The organism is Pseudarthrobacter sp. NPDC059871, assembly GCF_042731175.1.
GTDB lineage: Bacteria > Actinomycetota > Actinomycetes > Actinomycetales > Micrococcaceae > Arthrobacter.
Genome location: NZ_JBHWJV010000008.1, coordinates 139,169 through 157,712, shown reverse-complemented (window position 1 = coordinate 157,712; position 18,544 = coordinate 139,169). Strand labels below are relative to the sequence as shown.

Below are 18,544 nucleotides of genomic sequence, written 5' to 3'. Positions count from 1 at the left end.
AACAGCGAGGAAGTCAGGTGAGTGGACGCGTGGAGTTGCCCGGGTTCCTCTACGGCTATTACGAGCGGCGGCTGCTCAAGGACCTTTCCCGGGACCGCATCCCGCGGCATATCGGTGTGATGGTGGACGGGAACCGCCGTTGGGCCAAGCAGTTCAACGCACCCACAAGCCAGGGCCATCAGGCGGGCGCGGATAAGATCCATGAGTTCCTGGGCTGGTGCCAGGAGCTCGGCGTCAAAGTGGTGACGCTGTACATGCTGTCCACGGACAACATGAACAGGTCCAGTGAGGAACTGGATCTCCTCATGGGCATTATTGCCAACACCCTGGACCGGCTGGACGAGGACGAGAACATTTCCGTCCATGCCATGGGGGCGCCGGAACTGCTTCCCGGTTACCTTGCCGAGCGCCTGAACAAATTGACGGCACGGACGCCCGTCCACGAAAAGATCCATGTCAACGTGGCTGTGGGATACGGCGGGCGGCGCGAGATCGTGGATGCAGTCCGTGAACTTCTGCACGACGCCGTGGCCAAGGGGGCCGACATCAACCAGCTTGCCGACGAACTCAGCGTGGATGACATCTCCCGGTACCTTTACACCCGCGGCCAGCCCGACCCGGACCTGGTCATCCGCACCTCCGGCGAGCAGCGGCTCTCCGGCTTCCTCATGTGGCAGAGCGCCTACAGCGAGTTCTATTTCTGCGAGGCCCTCTGGCCGGCGTTCCGCAAGGTCGACTTCCTGCGGGCACTGCGTGACTACGCGGGGCGGCAACGGCGCTACGGCTCCTGACACTCCCGGTTCACCCGGAGTTCACAACACCGCAACAGGAATCGCCGCGTAATGGTTGCGGAAATGCCGGGGGCTGGATTTACGTTATATCCATCAGCAGGCAAACCGCCGGCTGATCGGGGAGGCCAGTACATGGAGCGAAACATCGCACCGGTTGTATGGGAGGCCGGACCCGGCCTCATGGCCGAGCCGCCTCACCAATAACAAGGCCGGGCTGGGGCCCGGGGCTGGAGTCGATGTGGCTACTTCTGAAAAACTGCATGAGGTCCTTTCAGACCAGGCAGGAACAGCTACCTCTCGCACTGTGCGAGCCACTGAAAAAACCGGCGCGGCAACTGATGCTGCGGCCGGTTTTGCCGTCTCCGGAAGGGATTCCCTGATCCACACCTTCGTGATCGACACTTCCGTCCTTCTCTCGGACCCCCGGGCGCTGCTGCGGTTCGCAGAACACGAAGTCATCGTCCCCATCGTGGTAATCACCGAGCTGGAAGCAAAGCGCCACGACCCCGAGTTGGGCTACTTTGCACGCGCGGCGCTGAGGCTCCTCGACGACCTGAGGGTCAAGCACGGCGGCCTGAACCAGCCCATCCCCATCGGGGACGACGGCGGCACCCTCACGGTGGAGCTTAACCACATCTCTGCGGAGGTGCTTCCGCTCGGGTTCCGCAGCGGTGATAACGACAGCCGCATCCTCGCCGTCGCCAAGAACCTCGCCAACGAAGGCAAGGACGTCACAGTGGTGTCCAAGGACCTGCCGATGCGCGTCAAGGCCTCGGCGATGGGGCTGACGGCGGACGAGTACCGCAACGAACTGGTCAAGGACTCCGGCTGGACCGGGGTGGCCGAGGTCGAGGCCAATGAGGAGGAGATCTCCACCCTCTACGGCCACGAACCCGTGTTCATCCCCGCGGCCGCGGAACTGCCGGTCAACACCGGGCTGGTCCTCCTGTCCAACCGGGGTTCCGCCCTGGGCAGGGTGGGTGCGGACAAGCAGGTGCGCCTGGTCAAGGGCGACCGGGACGTGTTCGGTCTCCATGGCAGGTCCGCCGAGCAGCGGCTGGCCATCGACATGCTGATGGACCCTTCGGTCGGCATCGTCTCGATCGGCGGCCGGGCCGGTACCGGCAAGTCGGCCCTGGCCCTGTGTGCGGGCCTCGAGGCGGTCCTGGAACGCCGCGAGCACCGCAAGGTCATCGTGTTCCGCCCCCTCTACGCCGTGGGTGGCCAGGAACTCGGCTACCTGCCCGGCTCCGAGTCCGAAAAGATGAACCCCTGGGCCCAGGCCGTCTTCGACACACTGGGCGCCCTGGTCAGCCAGGAAGTGGTGGAGGAAGTCATGGACCGCGGAATGCTCGAGGTCATGCCCCTCACCCACATCCGCGGCCGTTCACTGCACGACGCATTCGTCATCGTGGACGAGGCCCAGTCCCTCGAAAAGAACGTCCTGCTGACAGTCATGAGCCGCATCGGCCAGAACTCGAAGATCGTGCTCACCCACGATGTCGCCCAGCGCGATAACCTTCGCGTCGGACGCCACGACGGGGTCGCCGCCGTCGTGGAGACCCTGAAGGGCCACCCGCTCTTCGGGCACATCACGCTCACCCGCTCGGAAAGGTCCCCGATCGCAGCCCTGGTCACAGAGCTGCTGGAGGGCTGAGTCGCCTGACGGAAGGGCTGTGTCCGGGTTCGCCAGGCCACGGCCCTTCTGCATGGCCGCGGACGAACCGCGCCACCCGGCCTGGAGTCAGGTCACCTTCAGGAACTTGGCCGCTGCTTCGTGGCCTTCTACTTGGAGGGTCCAATCGGGGCGCTTGAAGGTTTCGCGTGTGACCCGGACTTTTTGGACCGTCTCGACTTGGGTGCCCCACGCCTTCCGGGTGGTTCCGTTGGGTTCGTAGCCGAGGGTGCGGGAGACGCCGAGGGAGGCCGCGTTCCAGTCCGCGGCTTCGGATTCGGCAACGTCGGCGCCAAGCCAGTCGAAGGCCCAGAGCACGACGGCGGCACGCATCTCTGCGCCCAGGCCCCGGCCCTGCACGGACTGCTTGAGCCACGATCCGGTGGAGACGGTTTTCAACAGTGCGAAGTCCTTGGCGCCCACGTCCTGGCAGCCGATGAACTGCTCCTCGTGCCAGATGCCCAGGAGCAGTGTCCAGGACTCCGGCGTGCATTCGGCCCGGAGGCGCCACTGCCACTGGGCCATCCGCGGCCCCATTTCCACCAGGGGAGCCTCTGCCCAGGCCGTGCTGAACGGGTTCCGGCCGGGTTCGTGGATGCCGCTGCGGGCGGCGTCGACGGCTGCCGGGATGTCCTGTTCGGTGACGGGCCGGAGCTCCAGCCGCGGAGTGGTCAGTTTCAGGTCGTACAGCGGCCAGATGGAGCTCATGCTAATCATCCGCGAAGCCTAGCCGATGACGTGCACCTCTGCCTGTCACGTCAGGCGGGCACATCCCAGCTGATGTGGCGGCGGACGTCTGTGAGGTTCATGGACTCGGCGAGGAAGAGGTCGTCCAGCATGTATTCGTCGACGCCGAGGATCCGCAGCCAGTGCCCGTAGCCCGCGGTGTCGTCCTCCAGCGAACGGCTGGCCACGCAGACTCCCGTGCCAAGGTCCACCCGCACCAGGGAGCGGCCGGCAAGGCACAGCGGAGCCGCTGGATCCCAGGGCTGGTAAGCGGGAGTGGGGGCCACCACGGCCTCCAGGGCCGGCCTGCCGTCGTGGTCCACGGTGCGCACGTCCTCCACCTGTACCGGGTTGCTGCCCGGAAATTCCAGCGGCGCGGGGGAATTGCCGGCAAGCTCCACCGGGTCCAGTGCAGCGGAGAACCGTCCGTTGCCGAACCCGGGCTCACCGTACGCTGCCTCCGGACGACGCTTCACCAGTCCGGCCGCGCCGTACACCGGAGAGACCAGATGGGGCGGGAGGAGCCAGGACTTGCGGGTGGAACTGACGTAGAGGCCATCCCGGGAATCGTTGATTCCTGTGGTGCTGTGGAGGACCAGTCCTTCGGGGCTCTCCAGCCGGAGAGCGCCGGGCCGGCGCAGCCACGCCCGGACCAGGGAAGCTCCCGGAGCCGGTGCCGCGTCGAAAGGCTCATCCCAGTACTCAAAGCGAAGTGACTGCCACTTCCACGGCGAAGACCGGCACAGGCTGCGGAACATGGCGGTGGGATCTGAGGGGGATGCGCCGCCGGCGGGGTCCGGGCGCCGCCGGGAATCCCAGGCTGACATATCCACAGTTTACGCGGACACGGTGGGGCGGGCAGGGGAATTCCAGTAGCATCCGAGGGGTGATCGGAAGACTCGGCGACCTGTGGCTGGACACCCCTCTTGCGTTCTGGCTGGTGCTGGCGGCATGCCTCTACTTCGCGGTGATGGCGGTCCGCCTCACGGTGATCGATGTCCGGCACCACCTGCTGCCCAACCGGATCGTTTTCCCCTCCTATGGGGTGGCCGGGGTGCTCCTGCTGGCTGCGGTGGCTACGGTCCTGGTGGCAGGGGCGGACGCTGCGGCCGTACCCGACGGCGGTGCCCGGCTTTTCGGCCTGCCCGGAGGCCGTGTGCTCGCCGGGGGAGCGGTGCTGTGGCTGTTCTACTTTGTCCTCCGCCTGGTGTATCCGCCCGGCATGGGATTCGGTGACGTGAAGCTCGCCGGTGTGCTGGGCATGTACCTGGGCTACCTCGGCTGGGGGCACGTGTTCGCCGGAACATTCGCGGCGTTCCTCCTGGGCGGCCTGTGGAGCCTTGGACTGCTCGCCAGCCGCCGCGGCAGCCTCAAATCCGCCATTCCCTTCGGCCCGTTCATGCTGGCCGGGACCGCCGCCGCGATGCTCCTGCTGCCTGCCGCCTGACGCCACCGAAAGGTCTGGCCACGCCGTGCGGCGGCTAGGCTGAAGCCATGGCAGCGCCCGAATTCATCCTTAAACTCCGTGAAAAAATCGGCCACGATCCTCTGTGGATTCCCGCAGTACGGGGTGTGGTGGTCAATGACGACGGGCACATCCTGCTGGGGCAGCGATCAGACAACGGCAGGTGGGCCCTGATTTCGGGCTTGCTGGATCCGGGGGAGCACCCGGGCCCCGGCCTGGTGCGGGAAATCTTCGAGGAGACCGCGGTGGTGGCAGAGACCGAGCGCATGGTTTCCGTGGGTGTCTCCGGCCCCGTCACTTTCCCCAACGGGGATGTGTGCGACTTCCTGGACATCGTGTTCCGGTGCCGCCACGTGTCCGGCGAGCCCCGGGTCAACGATGACGAATCCCTTGCCGTGGGCTGGTTCCCCCTGGACGGCCTGCCGGACATCCGGCCGCGGGACAGGGAGAGCATCGAACGGGCGCTGGCGCCCCATGACGCCGTCCATTACGAGCCCTGAAAATCGCGCCTCGCCCCGGGAGTCCGCTGATACGAACAAGGACGCCGCAACCCCCAAAGATTGCGGCGTCCCTGTCGGCTCATACCCGCACCGGACCCGGACCGGGTGCGGCGGCGGTGCGTACGGCGGCGGTCAGCGGCCCTGCGGGACCAGCTCGCCGTCGTCGTCCCGTGCCATGGCCGTGTCGCCGTCGTCCACGGCCTCCCCGGCGGGAGCATGCTGCCCTCCGGAAACGCCGGGCAGGCCGGCGGCCAGCCGCTCAGCTTCCTCGCCGCCGACGGCTTCGCCTCGGGCCACCATCCCGGCCGTATCGGAGAGCGGGATCTGCTTGAGGGTGATGGCCAACAGCAGGGCAATGGCGATGAACGGCACCAGGTACCAGAACACCGGGGCCAGCGAATCGGCGTAGGCGTTGACGATGGCGTCCCGCAGCTGCTCCGGAAGCTGGTTCATGGCCTGCGGGTCCAGGGTGCTGGTGGACTGCGACGCCTGCTCGGCCGATGCGCCCGCACCGGTAAAGGCGCTGGTCAGCGACTCGGACAGGCGGGTGGTGAACAGGGATCCGAAAATCGCCACGCCCATGGCGGCGCCCACCTCGCGGAAGTAGTTGTTGGTGCTGGTGGCGGTGCCGATCTGCTCCGCCGGCACGGAATTCTGGACCACCAGGACCACTACCTGCATGATCAGGCCCAGCCCGGCGCCGAACACGAACAGCTGCACGCAGATCACCCAGATGGGTGTGCTCGCGGCCAGGGTGGTCATCCAGAGCATGGCGGCCATCGTGAGCGCAGCGCCCAGGATGGGGAACATCTTGTACTTGCCCGTCTTGGAAATCCGGATGCCCGAGTAGATGGAGGTACCCATCAGGCCGGCCATCATGGGGAGCATGAGCAGGCCGGACTCCGCGGCGGAGGTGCCGGAGGACATCTGCAGGAACGTGGGAACGAACGCGATGGCCGAGAACATGCCCAGGCCCAGGGTGAAGCCGATGGCGGTGGCGTTGATGAAGATCCGGTTGCGGAACAGGCTGAGCGGAATGATGGGGTCTTCCGCGCGGCGCTCCACGAAGACAAACGCGGCGGCGGACACCAGCAGGCCGGCGCCGAAAGCCCAGGTAAGGGGTGAATCCCAGCCCTCGTCCTTCTTGCCGCCGAAGTCGGTGAAGAAGATCAGGCAGGTGGTGGCGACGGAGAGCAGTACAACGCCCAGGACGTCGATCCGCTTCTCAGCTTTCTTGTTCGGCAGCGTCAGGGCGAACCAGGCGATGGCGAAGGCGGCCAGGCCAACGGGGATGTTGATGTAGAAGGCCCATTCCCAGGTGAGGTGGTCCACGAAGAAGCCGCCCAACAGCGGACCGGCCACGGCGGACAGGCCGAAGATGGCGCCCAGCGGGCCCATGTACTTGCCGCGGTCCTTGGCCGGAACGATGTCGGCGATGATGGCCTGGGAAAGGATCATGAGTCCGCCGCCGCCCAGCCCCTGGATGGCGCGGAAGATGACGAAGCCCCAGAAGTCCGTGGCCAGGGCGCACCCCAGCGAGGCGAGGGTAAACAGGGCAATGGCCACCAGGAACAGGTTGCGCCGCCCCAGGATGTCACCGAATTTCCCGTAGATGGGCATCACGATGGTGGTGGCCAGCAGGTAGGCAGTGGTGATCCAGGCCTGGTGTTCCACGCCGCCGAGCTTGCCCACGATGGTGGGCATGGCGGTGGAGACGATGGTCTGGTCAAGGCTGGACAGCAGCATTCCGGCGATCAGGGCCGAGAAGATGATCCAGATGCGTTTTTGGGTCAGCAGCAGGGGCCCTGCCGGCGGTGTGGCGGTTGCGGTACTCATGCGTGTCCTTCTGCTGCGGCGGTGGCCGTGCTGTCGAATGGTTGGGAGAAGAGGAGGCTTGCTGCCGAGATGTTTTCCAGCAGCAGCTCCGGGTAGCTGCGGGTGTTGCCGTCGGAGAAGTAGGCCATGCTGCTTTTGCGGGCGATGGTGCTGAGCAGCACCACGGCCATCTGCACCACAGGGTGGTCCGGAGCCACTCCTTCACGCCGTGCGACGTCCCGGGCGAACTGCGCCTCGCGCTGTTCTGTCACCCCGATGATCCGCACGATGAGTTGGGGCTCCTTCTTGACCACGGCGATCAGTTGACGGGTTTCCTCTTCGGAGGCCGACATGCCTTCGGCCAGCCGCAGGGACAGTCTCACCAGGTCCTGGAACAGCGTGGGGGAGATGCTGCCCGCGGGAGAGCCCTCGGCGCCGGCCACGAATTCCTCGATGACGTCCGCCGGAACGTCGTCCTCGGCGTGGCCGATGATGGCGTCTTCCTTAGTGGGGAAGTAGTTGAAGAATGTCCGGCGTGAGATGCCGGCCGCCTCGCAGACTTCCTCCACCGTGTAGCCGTTGAGGCCCCGCGCAGAGGTCAGGGCCCTGGCGGCGGCGGTGATGGCGGTCCGGGTGGCGGTCCGTTTGCGTTCCCGCAGGCCCGGATCGGAATTTGCACTATCAGTCACAGAGTAAAGTTTTGCACTAAGTGAGCAATGGTGCAACTTTGACTGTGGTTGCACGGCAGGGCTTAAAGTACGACGGCGGCCGCCCGCCTTCGCTGGGAAGGTGGGCGGCCGCCGTCGGGCGTTTAGTGCTTTAGGCCTTGTGGGCCGGGGCCGTCATGGTGGTGACGTCCAGTGCCTTGTCGAGGTCAGCCTCGGAGACTTTGCCTTCGCCTTCGCCGACGAAGCCGAGCTTCTCGGTGGCCTGGCGGATGGTCAGGCCCTCCTTGACGGCGATCTTCGCGATCTTGGCAGCGTTCTCGTAGCCGATGTACTTGTTCAGCGGCGTGACGATCGAGGGGGAGGCTTCGGCCAGGAAGCGGGCGCGTTCCACGTTGGCCGTGATGCCGTCGATCATCTTGTCCGCCATCACGCGGCTGGTGTTGGCCAGCAGGCGGATGGACTCAAGCAGGTTCGCGGCCATCACCGGGATGCCGACGTTGAGCTCGAACGCTCCGTTGGTGCCGGACCAGGCGATGGCGGTGTCGTTCCCGATGACCTGGGCGGCCACCATGATGGACGCCTCGCAGATGACCGGGTTGACCTTGCCGGGCATGATGGAGGAACCGGGCTGCAGGTCCGGAATCGCGATTTCGCCGAGGCCGGTGTTGGGGCCGGAACCCATCCAGCGGAGGTCGTTGTTGATCTTCATGAAGGAGATCGCGATGTTGCGCAGCTGGCTGGACGCTTCGATCAGGCCGTCGCGGTTGGCCTGTGCCTCGAAGTGGTCGCGGGCCTCGGTCAGCGGCAGGCCGGTGTCCGTGGCGAGCAGTTCGATAACCCGCTCCGGGAACCCGGCGGGGGTGTTGATGCCGGTGCCCACGGCGGTGCCGCCCAGCGGAACCTCGGCGACGCGGGGGAGCGCGGCGTTGATGCGTTCGATGCCGTAGCGGACCTGAGCGGCGTAGCCGCCGAACTCCTGGCCCAGGGTCACCGGGGTGGCGTCCATCAGGTGCGTGCGGCCGGACTTGACGACGTCCTTGAACTCAACGGCCTTGCGCTCCAGCGACTCGGCCAGGTAGCCGAGGGCTGGGATCAGGTCGTTGATCAGTGCCGACGTAGCGGCTACGTGCACGGACGTGGGGAACACGTCGTTGGAGGACTGCGATGCGTTGACGTGGTCGTTGGGGTGGACCACCTTGTCACTGCCGGCAGCCTTCAGTGCGCGCGTGGCCAGCTCTGCCAGAACCTCGTTGGTGTTCATGTTCGAGGAGGTGCCGGAACCGGTCTGGAAGACGTCGATGGGGAAGTCGCCGTCGTACTTGCCGGCTGCCACCTCATCGGCAGCGTCGGCAATCGCCTTGGCCAGCTCGCCGTCGAGCACGCCCAGTTCTGCGTTGGCCTGGGCAGCTGCCTTCTTGACCTGTGCCAGCGCCTCGATGTGGGTGCGCTCCAGGGTCTTGCCGGAGATGGGGAAATTCTCTACTGCCCGCTGCGTCTGCGCGCGGTACAGTGCGTTCACGGGGACGCGGACTTCGCCCATCGTGTCATGTTCAATGCGGAACTCTTCAGTGGAAGTCATGGGGCTAGCTTATGGCTCCCGGCCGCCCCATCGAAAACCGTGAAGCGGGCCCCGGAGCGGCCTGTCCGGCCGTCCAGGGACCCGCTCCACGGGTCCGGTACTGGTTGCTAGAGCTCGCCGATTCCGGAAACAAGGTCGGCGCGGCCCTCGGCCAGCCGGTACGAAAGCCCGATGACCGCAGTGCGGCCTTCCTCAATTGCGTCGGAAATCACACGCGAGCTGTCCGCAAGGCGCTGGGACGTCTGCTTGACGTGCTCCACCACCATGTCGTTGACCTCCGGCTGGCCGTTGCGCAGCGAGGTCAGGACAGACGGCGTGATGCGCTCCACGAGGTCGCGGATGAAGCCGGTGGGCATCTCGCCGGTCTCGACGGCCGACTTGGTGGCCGTGACGGCTCCGCAGCTGTCGTGGCCAAGGATCACGATCAGCGGCACCCCGAGCACACCGACGCTGTACTCGAGCGAGCCCAGGACGGCGTCGTCGATGACCTGGCCGGCGGTCCGCACCACGAAGACGTCGCCGAGGCCGACGTCGAAGATGATTTCCGCGGCGAGGCGGGAGTCGGAGCAGCCGAAGATCACCGCGAACGGATGCTGGGTCTCCACCAGGGACGAACGGTGGTCGGCGTTTTGGTTCGGATGCGAGGACTCGCCGTTGACGAATCGTTCGTTGCCTTCGCGCAGGCGGCGCCAGGCCAGTGCAGGAGTCAGATTAGTAGCCACGCTTACTACATTAAGGTGCGGCGGGTGCCGACGGTGAAACTGTGACGGCCGGGTTGCTGTCCATGGATTTCACGACGGCGTCGGCCAAGGTGCCGAATTCGTCCAGCTGCGCCGCGCCGGAGAGGACCACGGTGGTGCCGCGGTAATCCAGCACCATCGACTTCTCTCCCTTGCCGGTGTCCCGGAGCTCCCATTCCTGGCCGCCCGCGCTGCGGGTCCCGGTCACGGGGGCGTTCTTGGTCTGCTGCAGGAGCCAGGTGGGGTTGGCCTTGCTGGTCTGCACCAGGGCGATGAAGGACTCCTTGGGGGTCAGGAAGCCCACCTCCCATGTGGGGACGCCGTTGCCAGTCCCCGCTTCCCACCGCGCATAGTTGGCACGGAAGGCGTTCCCGGTATCAGGCGCCGCGGGTGTGAATCCTGCCACATCCGCAGCCCGCTGGGAGATGCCCGCGACGTCGATGTCCGGGCGGTATCCGTCGCTCTTGGGCAGCGGGTTCATGAGGATGACGGGAAGGAACGCGGCGATACTCACCACCAGGGCGATGACCATGCCGATGACCGAAGCGTTCGCCCGCTTGGCCGCTGCTGCCGGAATGACAGGCCTTACGGGGGCGCCTGCGTCCCCGGCGCCGGCCCCGCCGCTGCCTCCGGTTCCTGCCGGGTCAGGGGTGGGGCTGGTCTTCTCCTGCATCTCATTCACCCCTCCATAGTCGCCCATGCCGGCATGGGACTTCCATTCGGCGGCTCCCGGAGGCAGTCCCGCACACCGCGTGCACATTGCGGGTGTGCGTCATCCGCCGTCCGGCACCGCGTCCCGCGACTATGATCGAAAGCAGAGGAATCACCGTCCAGCTGCTCCGGCGGGACGGGTTCAATGATCGCCACTCGAAGAAGAGGTTAACGTGTCACCAGCGTCCATGACCCAGAAGTACTCCACGATCTCACCGTCCCTTGCTGTGGGCAACGATGAGCCGGACCGCAACCTTGCCCTCGAGCTCGTCCGCGTCACCGAGGCAGCAGCCATCGCCGGCGGACACTGGGTGGGCTTCGGCGACAAGAACACCGCCGACGGTGCAGCCGTCGACGCCATGCGCTCCTTCCTGCAGACCGTCCACTTCAACGGCGTTGTGGTCATCGGCGAAGGCGAAAAAGACGAAGCCCCCATGCTGTTCAACGGTGAACGCGTCGGCGACGGCACCGGCCCCGAATGCGACGTTGCCGTTGACCCCATCGACGGGACCCGGCTGACCGCCCTGGGCATCAACAACGCCCTGGCCGTCCTCGCCGTGGCCGAACGCGGCTCCATGTTCGACCCCTCCGCCGTCTTCTACATGGAAAAGCTCGTCACCGGGCCCGAAGCTGCTGACATGGTGGACCTGCGCCTGCCGGTCAAGCAGAACCTGCACCTGATCGCCAAGGCCAAGGGCGTGAAGGTCAACCAGCTCAACGTGATGATCCTGGACCGTGACCGCCACCGCCCGCTGGTCGAGGAGATCCGCGAAGCCGGCGCCCGCACCAAGTTCATCATGGACGGCGACGTCGCCGGCGCCATCGCTGCAGCCCGCTCCGGCACCGGCGTTGACGCCCTGATGGGCATCGGCGGCACCCCTGAAGGCATCGTGGCTGCCTGCGCCATCAAGTCCCTCGGCGGCGTCATCCAGGGCCGCCTGTGGCCCACCAGCGACGAAGAGAAGCAAAAGGCCATCGACGCCGGCCACGACCTTGAGCGGGTCCTCTCCACCAACGACCTCGTCTCCAGCGACAACTGCTACTTCGCGGCCACCGGCATCACCGACGGCGACCTGCTGCGCGGTGTGCGCTACTCCAAGGACAAGGTCCTCACCCAGTCCATCGTGATGCGGTCCAAGTCCGGCACCATCCGCTTCGTGGACGGCGAGCACCAGGCCAGCAAGTGGGAAGGCTACGCCCGCAAGAGCTGACCACAGTTCCCCCGGAAGCCCCGGAGCGCCCGCGACTATTCCACAGCGTGCGCTCCGGGGCTTCGGCGTTAAAGGCTGGTATAGGGTTTAAGCCATGATTCCTGCTGTTGTGCCCTGTACTGACCGCGCCCTCTGGGACGAATCCGTCGACACGTTCAACGGGCATCCGCAGCAGCTTTGGGGCTGGGGAGAAACCAAGGCCATGCATGGCTGGTCGGTGGACCGGGTGCTGCTGAAGGACGGCGAGGCCACCGTCGGAGCCGCCCAGCTGCTGGTCCGCCCGCTGCCGCTGCCTTTCCGGGCACTGGTCTACATCCCCAGGGGCCCGATGTGCTTGGTGGAGGACACCCAGGCCGTCCTTAACAGCCTCGCTGACCATGCCGCCATCCGGCACCGCGGCGTGGCCCTGAGCATCGAACCCGACTGGGACAAGGACTCGGCCTACGCCGGGGCCGTGGCCGGGGCGGGCTTCCGGGAAACCACCAACACGGTGCTCATTCCCCGGACCCTGATCCTGGACCTCACCCGGACCGATGACGAGCTCATGGCTGAAATGTCCAAGTCGACCCGGGCGAACATCCGGAAGGCGATGCGCAGCGAGGTCGAATTCCGCAAGGTCAAGAACGAGTCCGAGCTCGAACAGGTCCTGGCCATCTACCACGAGACAGCCGAGCGCGCCGGGTTTGGCATCCACGAGGACCAGTACTACCGCGACATCTTCCGGAACCTTGGTGACGGCTCGCCCATCATCGGAGCGTTCGACGGCGAGCAGCTGCTGGCGTTCGTCTGGCTCGCCCGCAGCGGCGCCACGGCGTTTGAACTCTATGGCGGCGTCTCGGCCGAAGGGCAGAAACAGCGCGTGAACTACGGCGTCAAGTGGGCCGCCCTGCAGGCCATGCGGGAGGACGGATGCTCCCGGTACGACTTCAACGGCCTGCTCAACGATGGCATCTCCGACTTCAAGAAGCAGTTCGCGAAGCACGAAAACATGCTGCTGGGAACGTGGGAAAAGCCGCTCTCACCGTTCTACCCGGCCTACTCCAAGGCGATGCCACTGGCCCGCCGCGGGCTTCAGACGGCCCGCCGGCTGGCCAAAGCCGCAGCCGGACGGGCACGGACGCTGCTGCGCCGGGGCTAAAGGCCGGTTGTCACAGCGAACGCCAGTGCCGCCTCGGCGCTGTCCGAGGCCAGGTGCACGTTCACCGGTGCCTCGGCGGCGGCGAGGAAGGCACTGGCACCGCGGTCCAGGCGCAGGTCGCCCTTGGGTGAGTCCAGGTAGATTCCGCCGGCCACCACGATCACCACTGCTGCTCCGGACTGTGCCAGCGGCACCGGGCCGTCGCCGGGCGAGAGCTCAATCCGCTGGAGCTGGAACTCAGCGAAGGGCGGCCGGAAGAGTTCCTGGCCCAGTTCCGACCGTTCGGCGTCCAGCATGGGGACCGCCACCGGGCTGAAGTCGATGGTGCGCAGCAGTTCGGGAACGTCAACGTACTTCGGCGTGAGGCCACCGCGAAGCACGTTGTCCGAGGACGCCATCACCTCCACTCCCAGGCCGTGCAGGTAGGCGTGCACGTTGCCCGCAGGGAGGTATACGGCCTCGCCCGGCTGCAGCGAGAGCCGGTTCAGCAGCAGGGAGATCAGCACCCCGGGGTCGCCCGGGTACTTCTCGTTGAGGCTGATAACGGTGCCGAGTTCGGCCTCATAAGGCGCCAGGCTGCCACCGATCAGTGCGGCAACCACCTGTGACGTGGCCGTGGCGATGTCCTCGCCGCCGGTGATGAGCCGCTCGAAGGCCCTGCGCAGGCCGGCGCCTTCATCACCGCCGTGGGCTTCGCCGTCGAGATCCGAAATCAGGGAATCCACCAGGGCAGCGCCCTCACGCCCGGAATCCCCGTGGCTCCCCGCTTCACGGCTGACGGCGTCCGCAACATGCTGCAGGATCCCTCGGGTGGCTGCTGCGGACCGGAAGCCGCAGAGGGCCTCGAACGGCGTCAGCGCCAGGATCATCTCCGGTTTGTGGTTGTCGTCCCGGTAGTTCCGGTGCGGGGCATCCCGTGCCACACCCTCGGCGTTTTCACGGGCGAACCCGGTCTGTGCCTGCTGCAGGCTGGGGTGGACCTGGAGGGACAGCGGCTGGGCTGCGGCAAGGATCTTCGCCAGGAACGGCAGGCGCGGGCCGAAACGTGCCACGGACTCCGCCCCCAGGAAATGCTCCGGGTCCGAGGTGATCAGCGCATCGAGCGGAGCCGTGCTCCGGTCCTCCGGGACATGGGCGGTGGACGGCGAGTCAGGGTGGGCGCCGATCCAGAGTTCAGCTTCAGGGGCACCGGACTCGGGCCGGCCCAGGAGGGCTGCGATGGCTGTGGTGGATCCCCACGCGTAGTCCCGGAGGACGTTGTCAATCTCGTACAAAACCGTTCCGTTTCTTGGTTAGGGCTGTCAGGGCCGTTCCGCCAAGCGCGCTAGAGCGGCGCGCACTGGCCGTTCGTTGCCACGAGCTGCCGGATGGCTTCCTCGTTGCCTTCGCTCTTGAGCTGGTTCAGCATCTCGGCAGTGATCGGTTCGCCGTCGGGTGTGGTGGTCACCGGGGTGAAGTCCGACGGCGCCGGGGTGGCCTGCTGCCCCGTGCTCCCGCCGGCCTGCAGCACGTCGGGGGAGCGGCTGCCGGATGCCTGGACGTGCCCGCCACCCGCGGCTGGTACTGCCATGACGTCGTCGGCCGTTCCTGCCGACTGGGCGCCGGATGCTGAGGCAAGCAACTGGTCCACGCGCTCGTGGATCTGGTCGAAGTTTGGCACCGTGGAGAACGATGCATCGAAGTCCGGCGGGCCAAGGGTGAGGCGCTTGGCCTCCTTGCCTTTGGCTTTCATGGCGAGGTCCACAAAGCTGCCCAGTTGCGACGAAGAGATGTTGGAGTCCACCACTTTGGTACCGGCCTTGGCAATGTCCTCGAACTTGGCGAGGAGGGTAGCCGGATCGAGCTGCTTGAGCATGGCCTGCTGCACGCACTGCTGGCGCTGGATCCGGGCGTAGTCATCCACGTATTCGCGGGACCGTCCGTACCACAGCGCCTGGTCGCCGTTCAGGGTCTGCTCGCCGGCCGGGATCCAGCCGAGCGGCATGCCGTGCGTCTTGGTGGCTTCGTCGAAGTACCCGCTCATCGGAACCCAGCCGCCGGCCTTGATCCTGATTCCGCCCATGGCGTCGATGAGCGTGGAGAACCCTTCCATGTCCACCAGCACGTAGGCCTGGATGGGCATCCCCAGCGTTCCGGACACCGCTTCCATGGTGGCCTGGGCGCCGGGGTCAGCCACTCCCGGGTAAAGGTCCGCGTACTGGTTGGTGACTTCGGTGTTGATGGCGTTGATCAGGCATTCGTCGCCGCAGTTGTAGCCGTCCGGGTAGACCGAACGCATGGGCGAACCCTCACTGAACTGGGCGTTCTGGAAGTTGCGGGGAATGGAGATGATGGCCGTCTGCCCGGTCTTGGCATCGACGCTGAGCACCGACAGGCTGTCCGGCCGGCGGCCGGTGCGGTCATCACCGGCGTCGCCGCCCATCATGAGGAAGTTGTAGCGTCCGTCCACGGGATCGATGGCCGGACCGGAGGAGAAGATGCTGCCAATGGCGTTGCGCCCCACGTTGAGCAGGTAGGCCGAGTAGCCCAGGGACCCGCTGCTGATGACCAGCGCCAGGACCAGGGCGATGCCGACGCCAGGCCGCGCGCCGGGAACCAGCAGCACGGGCCGGATGAGCCGCAGGGTATTGATGAACAGGACAGCCCAGCCGATGGCGAGGGCCACCAGGACGAGGATGATCACCAGCGACGCGAACTGGTTGGTGATGACGTTGATGAGCAGGGGCCGGTTGAAGAGCAGCAGCAGGAGTGCAAGGACGATTGCCGCCCAGGCGCAGAGCGTCACGCGCAGCGCGGCCCGCCCCAGTTTGCGGTCGCCCGCCACGAGCTGTGCGCTGCCAGGAACGAACAGCGTCAGCAGGATCAGCACGAACGCGCGCTTGGTCCGTACCGGCGGCGAAGCGCTCACCGGGTAGCGGACCGGGTCTGTCAGGGACGTGTCAGACCCGGACTGGGGGACCTTGCTGCTGGACATTCCGCCGGTCCTAACGGTTGCCCCGCAGTGTTCCGCTGCCCTCGGCGAAGACCTCGCTGACCTTCTGCCGGAGGTTGGCACCCTTGCGGGACGCCACGGCGTTGAGGTCTGCGGCGAACTCGAGCAGGTCCGCGCGAAGGGACGCGGCGAGTTCGTCGGTCCCTGAAGCCAGCATGCGCACGGCCAGCAGGCCTGCGTTGCGGGCTCCGGCGATGGACACCGTGGCTACGGGCACGCCGGCGGGCATCTGGACGATGGACAGCAGGGAGTCCATGCCGTCCAGCGTCTTCAGCGGAACAGGCACCCCGATGACCGGCAGGGGAGTGACGCTGGCCAGCATGCCGGGCAGGTGTGCCGCGCCGCCGGCACCGGCGATGATCACGCGGAGCCCGCGCTCGTGGGCGGTCTGGCCGTACCGGATCATCTCGGTGGGCATCCGGTGCGCCGACACCACGTCGGCCTCGAACGGGATGCCGAACTCTGCCAGCGCTTCCGCCGCCGCTTCCATGACGGGCCAATCCGAATCTGAGCCCATGACCAGCCCTACCAGGGGGCTTGCCGCGGATCCGTTGGCCGGGGTGGTGGGGGCGCTCATGCGTTCTCCTCGAATGTCATGGGCGGCTCTTCTGCAGGTGCCCGCCCGTCACGGATGATGCCGGCCACAATCCCGGCCCGGCGCCGCACTGACTCTACTTCCGTGGTGGAGGCGCCCACCAGATTGACGTGGCCGATCTTCCGGCCGGGCCGCACCGACTTGCCATAGCAGTGCACCTTGGCCGCCGGTTCGCTGGCCAGGGCCTGCGGGAATGCCGCATACAGGTCCTGGTTGTCGCCGCCCAGGAAGTTCTTCATGACTGTTACCGGAGCCAGCGCGTCGGTAGCACCCAGTGGAAGGTTCAGGACTGCACGCAGGTGCTGCTCAAACTGGCTGGTCACTGCCCCGTCCTGGGTCCAGTGCCCGGTGTTGTGCGGGCGCATCGCCAACTCATTGATCAGGAAGCCCGCCCCGGTCCCGGGAGTCTCAAACAGTTCCACCGCCAGCACGCCGGTCACACCAAGTTCTGCGGCGATCCGCAGCGCGGCGTCCTCGGCTGCTGCCGCAACCTCCACGGGGATGTCCTGGGCGGGGGCGATGACTTCGTCGCACACGCCGTCCACCTGGATGGTGTGGACAACAGGCCAGGCACGGGCCTCGCCGTCCGGGGTCCGTGCCACCAGCGCAGAAAGCTCCCGGGTGAACTCCACTTTTGCCTCGGCCAGGAGCGGGCTCATTGCAGCGAACCAGTCGGCTGTTTCTGCCGCCTCGTCCGCCGACCCGACGATCCTGACGCCCTTGCCGTCGTAGCCCCCGCGCGGAGTCTTCAGGACAACGGGCCAGCCGGTGTCATCGCCGAAGCGCACCAGGGCAGCAACGTCGTCCACGGACGCCCACACCGGGTTGGGCAGTTCCAGCCGGTCAATGGCTGCCCGCATCACCAGTTTGTCCTGGGCGTGGATGAGGGCATCTGGGCCTGGCTGGATGTTGACTCCGGCCTCCTGGAGTGCCCGGAGGTGGGCAGCCGGGACGTGCTCATGGTCGAAGGTCATGACGTCCAGATCCTTGGCAAAGTCCAGGAGCGTCTGCAGGTCTTTGTAGTCTCCCACCGGGGAAGTGGACACCGCGGAGACGGCAGAGACGTCCTCACCTTCCGCCAGGACTCGAAGTTCGAAGCCGAGGGCAGTCGCGGCTGGGGCCATCATTCGGGCAAGCTGGCCGCCGCCAACAACACCTATTACTGGAAAAGTCACATCTGCCAGCCTACCGAAAACCGCCGGAGAACCCGGCTTCCGGCCGTGGCGGAAAGCGAGATTCGAGGTAACGCGGACCCTCCAGCGGGGATTATTGGGAGGCTCCTCCAAGGTTCGAGGCGCTAAAATGGATCTCTGGCCAAAAGGCCCACACGTTATACGGCCTTGGAGGGTCATGATTTCCGCACTTGCAGACCGCATCCGGGGCCTGGCGTCGCTGTTTTGGCGCGAGGTTGCCAAATTTGGGGCGGTGGGCGGTGTGGCCTTCGTCATTGACAACGGCCTGACGTATTACCTGATGCACGGTCCCATGACGGACAGCGAAGCGAAGGCGCGGTTCGTTGGCGCCACGGTGGCTACCGTCTTCTCGTGGATCGCCAACCGTTTCTGGACCTTCCGCCACCGCCGCCAGGACAATGTCCTGCGCGAGTTCGTCATGTTCGTCCTCATCAACGGCATTGGCATCGGCATCTCCACCGGGTTCACGGCCCTGGCCAAGTACGGGCTCGGCGTCACCGACAAGAACCTGCTGTTCCTGGCCGGTGTGGTGGGCATTCTGGTGGCCACCGTGGTGCGCTTCTTCGCCTACCGCTTCCTCGTGTTCAACAAGGAACTGGACGAAGAGCCGGAGTTCTCGCATGACCACGAGCTCATCGAAGTGCACCACCACGGTGCGCCGGTGGCCGCAGACAACGAGCGCCAGCCGTCCGCGGACGGTCCGGCCAAGTCCTAGCTGGACGTTGCCGGCTCCGGCCGGATGGCA

Annotated in this window: 18 protein-coding genes; 7 read left to right on the top strand and 11 right to left on the bottom strand. The window is 66.3% G+C overall.

Annotation, left to right across the window (positions count from 1 at the left end; translation table 11 throughout):
• Positions 1–29 precede the first annotated feature (29 nt).
• Both ACFV4R_RS12460 and ACFV4R_RS12455 read left to right on the top strand, forming a co-directional pair.
• Positions 30–791, top strand: a complete 762-nt coding sequence (locus tag ACFV4R_RS12460) for an isoprenyl transferase (protein ID WP_045730107.1) — start codon at positions 30–32, stop codon at positions 789–791.
• 238 nt (positions 792–1,029) lie between these two features.
• The gene (locus ACFV4R_RS12455; RefSeq protein ID WP_377202567.1) at positions 1,030–2,448 is read left to right on the top strand and encodes a PhoH family protein; all 1,419 of its coding nucleotides are present in this window, start codon (positions 1,030–1,032) and stop codon (positions 2,446–2,448) included.
• 87 nt (positions 2,449–2,535) lie between these two features.
• Here ACFV4R_RS12455 and ACFV4R_RS12450 read toward each other — a convergent pair whose 3' ends face one another.
• On the bottom strand, positions 2,536–3,183 hold the full coding sequence (locus ACFV4R_RS12450; RefSeq protein WP_377202568.1) for a GNAT family N-acetyltransferase: 648 nt from the start codon (positions 3,181–3,183) through the stop codon (positions 2,536–2,538).
• A 41-nt stretch (positions 3,184–3,224) separates the two neighbouring features.
• Positions 3,225–4,019: a hypothetical protein gene (locus ACFV4R_RS12445; RefSeq protein ID WP_377202569.1), complete on the bottom strand. Its 795-nt coding sequence runs from the start codon at positions 4,017–4,019 to the stop codon at positions 3,225–3,227.
• 59 nt (positions 4,020–4,078) lie between these two features.
• Between ACFV4R_RS12445 and ACFV4R_RS12440 the strand changes: the two genes are divergently transcribed.
• The gene (locus ACFV4R_RS12440; protein WP_377202570.1) at positions 4,079–4,639 is read left to right on the top strand and encodes a prepilin peptidase; all 561 of its coding nucleotides are present in this window, start codon (positions 4,079–4,081) and stop codon (positions 4,637–4,639) included.
• A 47-nt stretch (positions 4,640–4,686) separates the two neighbouring features.
• A complete protein-coding gene (locus tag ACFV4R_RS12435; protein WP_261620604.1) occupies positions 4,687–5,157 on the top strand; it encodes an NUDIX domain-containing protein in 471 nt (156 codons plus the stop codon).
• 132 nt (positions 5,158–5,289) lie between these two features.
• Here the strand turns inward: ACFV4R_RS12435 and ACFV4R_RS12430 are convergent, their stop codons facing one another.
• The 5 genes from ACFV4R_RS12430 to ACFV4R_RS12410 all read right to left on the bottom strand — a co-directional run bounded on the left by ACFV4R_RS12430 (position 5,290) and on the right by ACFV4R_RS12410 (position 10,632).
• Positions 5,290–6,993 (bottom strand): MDR family MFS transporter, encoded by a 1,704-nt coding sequence (locus ACFV4R_RS12430; RefSeq protein WP_377202571.1) that lies wholly within the window; start codon positions 6,991–6,993, stop codon positions 5,290–5,292.
• Positions 6,990–7,661 (bottom strand): TetR/AcrR family transcriptional regulator, encoded by a 672-nt coding sequence (locus tag ACFV4R_RS12425; RefSeq protein ID WP_377202572.1) that lies wholly within the window; start codon positions 7,659–7,661, stop codon positions 6,990–6,992. Before ACFV4R_RS12425 ends, ACFV4R_RS12430 begins: the two co-directional genes overlap by 4 nt.
• 130 nt (positions 7,662–7,791) lie before the next feature.
• Entirely contained in the window at positions 7,792–9,219 is a 1,428-nt protein-coding gene (locus ACFV4R_RS12420; protein WP_015936466.1) for a class II fumarate hydratase, read from the bottom strand.
• A gap of 107 nt (positions 9,220–9,326) precedes the next feature.
• Complete coding sequence (locus ACFV4R_RS12415; RefSeq protein WP_377202573.1) at positions 9,327–9,941, bottom strand: carbonic anhydrase; 615 nt, start codon at positions 9,939–9,941, stop codon at positions 9,327–9,329.
• Between the two features lie 10 nt (positions 9,942–9,951).
• Positions 9,952–10,632, bottom strand: a complete 681-nt coding sequence (locus tag ACFV4R_RS12410) for a DUF4245 domain-containing protein (protein ID WP_377202667.1) — start codon at positions 10,630–10,632, stop codon at positions 9,952–9,954.
• A 226-nt stretch (positions 10,633–10,858) separates the two neighbouring features.
• On the opposite strand from ACFV4R_RS12410, the gene glpX reads away from it, so the two are divergent.
• Together glpX and ACFV4R_RS12400 are read left to right on the top strand one after the other, a co-directional pair.
• Positions 10,859–11,881, top strand: a complete 1,023-nt coding sequence (gene glpX, locus ACFV4R_RS12405) for a class II fructose-bisphosphatase (protein WP_171908945.1) — start codon at positions 10,859–10,861, stop codon at positions 11,879–11,881.
• Between the two features lie 94 nt (positions 11,882–11,975).
• Positions 11,976–13,019: a lipid II:glycine glycyltransferase FemX gene (locus ACFV4R_RS12400; RefSeq protein WP_377202574.1), complete on the top strand. Its 1,044-nt coding sequence runs from the start codon at positions 11,976–11,978 to the stop codon at positions 13,017–13,019.
• Here the strand turns inward: ACFV4R_RS12400 and manA are convergent.
• Genes manA through ACFV4R_RS12380 form a run of 4 tightly spaced genes read right to left on the bottom strand, consistent with a single transcriptional unit; the run spans position 13,016 to position 17,781 of the window.
• The gene (gene manA / locus ACFV4R_RS12395; RefSeq protein WP_377202575.1) at positions 13,016–14,293 is read right to left on the bottom strand and encodes a mannose-6-phosphate isomerase, class I; all 1,278 of its coding nucleotides are present in this window, start codon (positions 14,291–14,293) and stop codon (positions 13,016–13,018) included. The genes ACFV4R_RS12400 and manA overlap by 4 nt on opposite strands.
• Before the next feature lie 50 nt (positions 14,294–14,343).
• On the bottom strand, positions 14,344–15,993 hold the full coding sequence (locus ACFV4R_RS12390) for an LCP family protein (RefSeq protein WP_377202576.1): 1,650 nt from the start codon (positions 15,991–15,993) through the stop codon (positions 14,344–14,346).
• A 10-nt stretch (positions 15,994–16,003) separates the two neighbouring features.
• A complete protein-coding gene (purE, locus tag ACFV4R_RS12385; protein WP_091718993.1) occupies positions 16,004–16,588 on the bottom strand; it encodes a 5-(carboxyamino)imidazole ribonucleotide mutase in 585 nt (194 codons plus the stop codon).
• A complete protein-coding gene (locus ACFV4R_RS12380) occupies positions 16,585–17,781 on the bottom strand; it encodes a 5-(carboxyamino)imidazole ribonucleotide synthase (RefSeq protein WP_091718995.1) in 1,197 nt (398 codons plus the stop codon). Before ACFV4R_RS12380 ends, purE begins: the two co-directional genes overlap by 4 nt.
• 175 nt (positions 17,782–17,956) lie before the next feature.
• Between ACFV4R_RS12380 and ACFV4R_RS12375 the strand changes: the two genes are divergently transcribed.
• The gene (locus ACFV4R_RS12375) at positions 17,957–18,514 is read left to right on the top strand and encodes a GtrA family protein (RefSeq protein WP_056081900.1); all 558 of its coding nucleotides are present in this window, start codon (positions 17,957–17,959) and stop codon (positions 18,512–18,514) included.
• The last annotated feature ends 30 nt before the right edge of the window (positions 18,515–18,544 follow it).

What these genes read in the sequence shown, in the direction of transcription:
- ACFV4R_RS12450 (WP_377202568.1), bottom strand. Translation starts at nt 3,183, where the DNA reads ATGATTAGCATGAGCTCCATCTGGCCGCTGTACGACCTGAAACTGACC.
- ACFV4R_RS12445 (WP_377202569.1), bottom strand. Translation starts at nt 4,019, where the DNA reads ATGTCAGCCTGGGATTCCCGGCGGCGCCCGGACCCCGCCGGCGGCGCA.
- ACFV4R_RS12435 (WP_261620604.1), top strand. Translation starts at nt 4,687, where the DNA reads ATGGCAGCGCCCGAATTCATCCTTAAACTCCGTGAAAAAATCGGCCAC.
- ACFV4R_RS12430 (WP_377202571.1), bottom strand. Translation starts at nt 6,993, where the DNA reads ATGAGTACCGCAACCGCCACACCGCCGGCAGGGCCCCTGCTGCTGACC.
- ACFV4R_RS12420 (WP_015936466.1), bottom strand. Translation starts at nt 9,219, where the DNA reads ATGACTTCCACTGAAGAGTTCCGCATTGAACATGACACGATGGGCGAA.
- ACFV4R_RS12410 (WP_377202667.1), bottom strand. Translation starts at nt 10,632, where the DNA reads ATGCAGGAGAAGACCAGCCCCACCCCTGACCCGGCAGGAACCGGAGGC.
- glpX (WP_171908945.1), top strand. Translation starts at nt 10,859, where the DNA reads ATGACCCAGAAGTACTCCACGATCTCACCGTCCCTTGCTGTGGGCAAC.
- ACFV4R_RS12400 (WP_377202574.1), top strand. Translation starts at nt 11,976, where the DNA reads ATGATTCCTGCTGTTGTGCCCTGTACTGACCGCGCCCTCTGGGACGAA.
- ACFV4R_RS12390 (WP_377202576.1), bottom strand. Translation starts at nt 15,993, where the DNA reads ATGTCCAGCAGCAAGGTCCCCCAGTCCGGGTCTGACACGTCCCTGACA.
- purE (WP_091718993.1), bottom strand. Translation starts at nt 16,588, where the DNA reads ATGAGCGCCCCCACCACCCCGGCCAACGGATCCGCGGCAAGCCCCCTG.
- ACFV4R_RS12375 (WP_056081900.1), top strand. Translation starts at nt 17,957, where the DNA reads ATGATTTCCGCACTTGCAGACCGCATCCGGGGCCTGGCGTCGCTGTTT.